This window comes from Sphaerochaeta sp. S2 (assembly GCF_016406725.1).
Classification (GTDB): Bacteria; Spirochaetota; Spirochaetia; order Sphaerochaetales; family Sphaerochaetaceae; genus Sphaerochaeta.
On sequence record NZ_JAEKNT010000524.1, the window covers coordinates 1 to 4,990 of the forward strand.

A 4,990-nucleotide genomic window follows, 5' to 3' on the forward strand; every position below is an offset into this window, starting at 1 on the left:
AGATAGAGAGCATGGTCTACCGTCCCGTCAAGCCCACGCTCGGTGTAGCTGGTGACAGAAGAGTCGACTACAGTCCAGTTATCCTCTTCCTCCCCATCAACTTGGTAGCGGAAGGTTGTTACCAAGGGGTCTTCCAGCAACCATTCCCAGGTTACTACTACAGGAACGGCAAACAAGAATGCCGGTAAAAGTATCAATACAGCTAATACAGTAATGAATTTCCTTTTCATATCAATGAAACTCCTCTCTGCGACTCCTTGGGGGCCACAGCAATCATATTCCAAAACCTACTATTGGTATCATACACTTCTGTAGTAATTATAACAAGCAAATGGACAATTGGTAACCCTACTTATTCACCATCTTGCCATAGATATGACATATTCTGTACCCTTCCACTCTATGAAGAAACTACAAACACTGGCAGTATTTTGCGGAAGCAGCACCGGATCAAACCCCCGTTTAGCGGAAGGGGCAGAAGAATTGGGTGCCGCTATGGCAAAGAAACACCTCTCATTGGTGTATGGTGGCGGAAATCGTGGGCTGATGGGTATCGTTGCCCAAAGTCTCTATGAACGTGGTGGGAATGTCATTGGAGTCCTCCCTGAAGCACTGAATAGAAAAGACGTTCGGCTTCACACTGTTGAAAACGAGCTGATCATCGTTCCCACAATGCATGAGAGAAAAGCCAAGATGTATTCACTTGCAGATGCATTTATTGCACTTCCAGGAGGAATCGGCACTCTGGAGGAAATCCTGGAAATCTTTACCTGGCTGCAACTCGGGTACCACCAGAAGCCTGTGGCCATTCTCAATCTTGCAGGATTCTATGATAAACTTTTGGATTTTCTCTCCTACAGCGTAAAACAAGGGTTTCTCAAACAAGATCATCTGGATGCATTGATCGTCGACCAAGACATTGATTCGTTGCTCGACAAACTCGAAGGCTGGAAACCAAAACTGAGTGATAAACTCTCACCCTGAATGGTAGTAAAACGCTACCAATTAAGCTATGCTACACACATGACCAAACGAAATTACCATCTACTTGAACTCTTCTATATTATACTCGGATCCTTTCTTACGGCCGCTGGGGTTGCCCTTTTCTCTTCCCCTGCAAGAATTGCAAGCGGTGGAGTAAGCGGTATCGCAATCATCATCTATCACACCCTTCGATTCGATACCGGTCTCTCTATTTTGGTTCTCTCAGTCCCTCTTTTCTTGCTCGGAGTTGCCATTTTTGGCAAACAATATGGGATGAAATCGCTGCTGGGGACCGTCCTCCTCTCACTCTTCACCTCCCTGATCAATGCATGGGTTGGCTATGACGGACTGCTTGACTATTCAAAGGATCTCTCGGTTTTACTCTCGGCTATCTCAGCCGGTGTGCTGATGGGTTTGGGGGTTGGACTGGTACTGCGAAGTGGAGCAAACACCGGGGGGACAGACATCCTCGCCCAGATTGTTGCACGATTCACCCCCCTCTCCATGGGAACTGCACTCTTTCTGGTTGATGCAATCATCATTGCTTCCAGTGCCTTCATTTTCTCACTCGAGATGGCATTGTATGCAACTATGACGGTCTATATTGTAGGAGTAACAGTCGACAAGGTGGTATTGTCCTTTGGTACCAGATCGGCCAAGACGGTCTTCATTATCAGTGAAAAGAGACAGGTCATCCAAGAAGAGATTCTCAAGGAACTGGGGCATGGAGGAACCATACTCAACGGGCAGGGAATGTTCACGGGCTTTGACCGACCGGTCATCATGACGGTTGTATCAAACAACAAGGTCGGAGAGCTTACCAATATAGTACACCGAGCCGATAGTCAGGCATTCATGGTTGTACAGGAAGCATACAAGGTCCTCGGTGAGGGATTCACCCCCATCGAGGAAGCTGCTTGGGCGGGTTCATCAGACGTCACCCAAAAGAGAAGACGAGTTAAACGCCCCTAGCCTAGAGTTTCCAGAGCTTGTCTGGGTAATACCCCGAAGATACCTTCTTGGCAAGCTCATTCTTCACAATATCCTTATCCTCACTGTATGTCATACCGAACCAGCTCTCCTGGGTGGTATAGAAGCGCATCTTCCCTTCCCCGGTTGTTACAATATTGCTGGCACCATTGGGTAGATAACACTCAGTCTTTTCACTGGTGATATGGTCCTTGATGAAAGCATCCCAGTAGCTGTTGAAGCTTTCAAAAGCAGTGGGTGAGAAACCAAAGAAATTCATGGAAACCCATTCCTTACCGGTAAGCACGATATCACCGGAACTCTGGTGGCTGACCACCTTATCCCCTTCATATCCAATCTTGGTATGCTCTTCCATGCTTGCAAGATAGCCATCCTCAACATTGCAGATAGCACGGCTGACTGTCCCACTCTTACTCATCGTATGGTCGAGGACATACCCAACCATTGCATGTTCTTTACTTCCTGGTTCCAGGTTGGAAAGGTGCTCTGCCAGGATAGCAAAGGACTCCCTGCCATAGTAGTCATCTGCATTGATGACAGCAAAGGGCTCCTTTACCGTATTCTCTGCACAGAGAACTGCATGAATCGTTCCCCACGGCTTTTTCCTGTTTACAGCAAGTCGCTTCTGTTCCTCAGAGAGGAGTGCATCCTGGCTCTGGAAAACATAGGTTGCATCCATATTGTTTGCAATCCGGTCGAACAAGCGTTCCCGGAAATCTTTCTCAATATCCTTACGGATGATAAAGACAACTTTCTCAAAGCCACTGCGGTGTGCATCATAGACACCATAATCCAACAACGTCTCTCCATGGTTTCCTACGCTGTCAATCTGCTTGATGCCGCCATAGCGACTTCCCATACCAGCTGCCATTACCAAAAGTGTTGGTTTCATGCTTTCTCTCCTCAAATCTGTACTCAGATGGTTTCATTCTATCTTCTCTGCCAATGACAGTCAAATGGAAGGTACCAATAGCCCTGGCCCAAGGGGCGGGGTATCTCACCTCGCTTTCCCAGCACTCGCTCGGTAATGGAACCATGGCTTCCGATACTCTCGCTTTGTTGGGGAATGAAGAAACTGTGGTAAAACAGAGAACCATGGAGTATGCTGTGTGCATGAACAATCGAGAATGGTACACAGAAGCAATGCGTTTCTGTCAGTTATCCGCTTCTTGCGCAACCTGTCCGTATCAGTTGCTGACAGGAGCTCTTACCATACCCAGTAGCGATAGCAGACCTTGTTTTTCCTCAAAAGAAGCACTACTTGCATTGGATGCTTGGCTATCTGAGGAACATGCATGCAGTGGTGATGGTGTGGATATGGAAGGTGATGACCACAAGTGGCTTCAAGACCTCCTAAGGCTCCAATTCCATGAGGAAGAGAGTGAAGAGGACGCATTCTTCGACGATGATCTTTTCTAGATTACTTCAATACTCAGCTGAATAGCTGCTGAGTACCATCCAGTTGCGTAGAGGTCGGGATCGAAGTCAGGAATCTCAGCAAGAATATCCCCTGTTTCATAGAGGATTGCATCGTTGTTGCCGTAGGCTCCCCGTACACCCAAATCCTTCTCCATTGCTTGCTGACCAGCTACACTGACGGCGCGTGAGATATTGCTCGATACCCGTACGGTAAAGGGTATCTCTGACGCCTGCCCCTGGGGCAAGGGTTCCCCCTCATCCAAGGTGAATGCAAAACGTTCCTGGTTCCCATCTTCACCAGGGCGGATGGCCAAGCGAAATTTGCTGATGGTGTTATTCGATACCAATGTATACGAGCCAACTCTGATGATACTGTTCCTGCTGGCAGAAAGATTGAAATCCAAGGCTGCATCATTCTGTTCAACACGAAAAATCTCGGTAACCGGCATTCTGCCTTCCACCCTGACACTGGTAAAAGGAAGCGAGGCTGCAGTAAGGACTGCCCCTTCCAAAAGAAGGAAAAACAGGATGGGAAGAATGAACTTTAGACGGCGTTTCATCCGATTTCGTTTCATCATACAGAAAGTGTAATAAGGCAAGTAACCCATGTCAAGAGTAATGATAATTCTTTTTCTATTACCGTAATCATCTTTCAGGAAATGTTATATTATTCCTTTTATATAAACAATATACTAATATATCATCTCATGTCATACGATTTCCAAGACCTGCTATTGACACGTTCCTTTCCTCTGCCGTAGGATACGAATGAATGGGCTCGTAGCTCAGCTGGATAGAGCGTCTCCCTCCGGAGGAGAAGGCCGTGCGTTCGAATCGCGCCGGGCTCATCATGAAAGGAAGTCATCATGGCTTCCTTTCCTTGTATTTGACTGCCTGATGCAATCGAATATCCCTACTGCTCGAACCAATCCTGATCTCATAGGGACCGTCATCACTGACGAACCTCCAGGTATCGATATCCCACCGGGAGAAATCTTCTGGAGAGACTGAGAACTCAATCGTTGCCGTCTCTCCAGCATTGAGATACACCTTCTTGAACCCCTTCAGCTCCTGCTTCGGTCGATAGATCTTTGCAGTCAAAGGATGTATGTAAAGCTGCACAACCTCTGCACCAGAAACATCAGATATATTGGCAAGAGAGAAAGAAACTAAGTAATTTCCTTCTTCCTGCTCAACCACCATCATATTATCATAGGAAAAGGCAGCGTAACTCAGCCCATGACCGAAGCAGTACAGAGGATCGGGCCCTTCACTGTCAAACTGGCGATACCCTACCATGAGGTTCTCCGTATAATCCGATGGGCTTACCTGGCGAATATTGGGATCTCCCTGTCCCTTCTGTATTCTCGCAAGGGAGAATGCAGCATAATCCTTGGGATAGTTACGCATTGAGCGGTAGTCCAAGAGCGAGGAGGCAATGGAAAAAGGAAGCTTTGCTGATGGAGAGACATTCCCAAAGAGAATATCGTATAGAGCCTCTGCTGTTGCTGAACCCAAATAGGAAGTCCAGAGAATTGCCGAGTCCTTGTCAGCAAAAGCGGTAAGACGAAACGCCCCCCTCCCTGCCTAAAAAATT

Annotated in this window: 7 protein-coding genes and 1 tRNA gene; 4 read left to right on the top strand and 4 right to left on the bottom strand. The window is 47.2% G+C overall.

All coding sequences use genetic code 11. The features are described 5' to 3' along the window. Window positions 1-230: hypothetical protein (locus tag JF818_RS15365; RefSeq protein ID WP_198892917.1), on the bottom strand; the 230-nt coding region annotated here is incomplete at its 3' end. Window positions 231-402: 172 nt separating this feature from the next. Between JF818_RS15365 and JF818_RS15370 the strand changes: the two genes are divergently transcribed. Together JF818_RS15370 and JF818_RS15375 are read left to right on the top strand one after the other, a co-directional pair. Next, complete coding sequence (locus JF818_RS15370) at window positions 403-984, top strand: TIGR00730 family Rossman fold protein (protein WP_198892918.1); 582 nt, start codon at window positions 403-405, stop codon at window positions 982-984. A 39-nt stretch (window positions 985-1,023) separates the two neighbouring features. Beyond that, window positions 1,024-1,956: a YitT family protein gene (locus tag JF818_RS15375; RefSeq protein WP_198892920.1), complete on the top strand. Its 933-nt coding sequence runs from the start codon at window positions 1,024-1,026 to the stop codon at window positions 1,954-1,956. A 1-nt stretch (window position 1,957) separates the two neighbouring features. Here the strand turns inward: JF818_RS15375 and JF818_RS15380 are convergent, their stop codons facing one another. Further along, window positions 1,958-2,866: a hypothetical protein gene (locus tag JF818_RS15380; RefSeq protein WP_198892921.1), complete on the bottom strand. Its 909-nt coding sequence runs from the start codon at window positions 2,864-2,866 to the stop codon at window positions 1,958-1,960. A gap of 53 nt (window positions 2,867-2,919) precedes the next feature. On the opposite strand from JF818_RS15380, the gene JF818_RS15385 reads away from it, so the two are divergent. Then, window positions 2,920-3,393 carry a hypothetical protein gene (locus tag JF818_RS15385; RefSeq protein WP_198892922.1) on the top strand — a complete coding sequence of 158 codons (474 nt, stop codon included), beginning with the start codon at window positions 2,920-2,922 and terminating at the stop codon, window positions 3,391-3,393. On the opposite strand, the gene JF818_RS15390 is transcribed toward JF818_RS15385, so the two are convergent. Continuing rightward, a complete protein-coding gene (locus JF818_RS15390) occupies window positions 3,390-3,971 on the bottom strand; it encodes a hypothetical protein (RefSeq protein ID WP_233067974.1) in 582 nt (193 codons plus the stop codon). The two genes, JF818_RS15385 and JF818_RS15390, sit on opposite strands and share 4 nt — an antisense overlap. Window positions 3,972-4,167: 196 nt before the next feature. On the opposite strand from JF818_RS15390, the gene JF818_RS15395 reads away from it, so the two are divergent. After that, window positions 4,168-4,241: transfer RNA gene (locus tag JF818_RS15395), tRNA-Arg, on the top strand. 16 nt (window positions 4,242-4,257) lie between these two features. On the opposite strand, the gene JF818_RS16745 is transcribed toward JF818_RS15395, so the two are convergent. Next, window positions 4,258-4,929 (bottom strand): fibronectin type III-like domain-contianing protein, encoded by a 672-nt coding sequence (locus JF818_RS16745; protein WP_370570355.1) that lies wholly within the window; start codon window positions 4,927-4,929, stop codon window positions 4,258-4,260. Window positions 4,930-4,990: the final 61 nt, after the last annotated feature.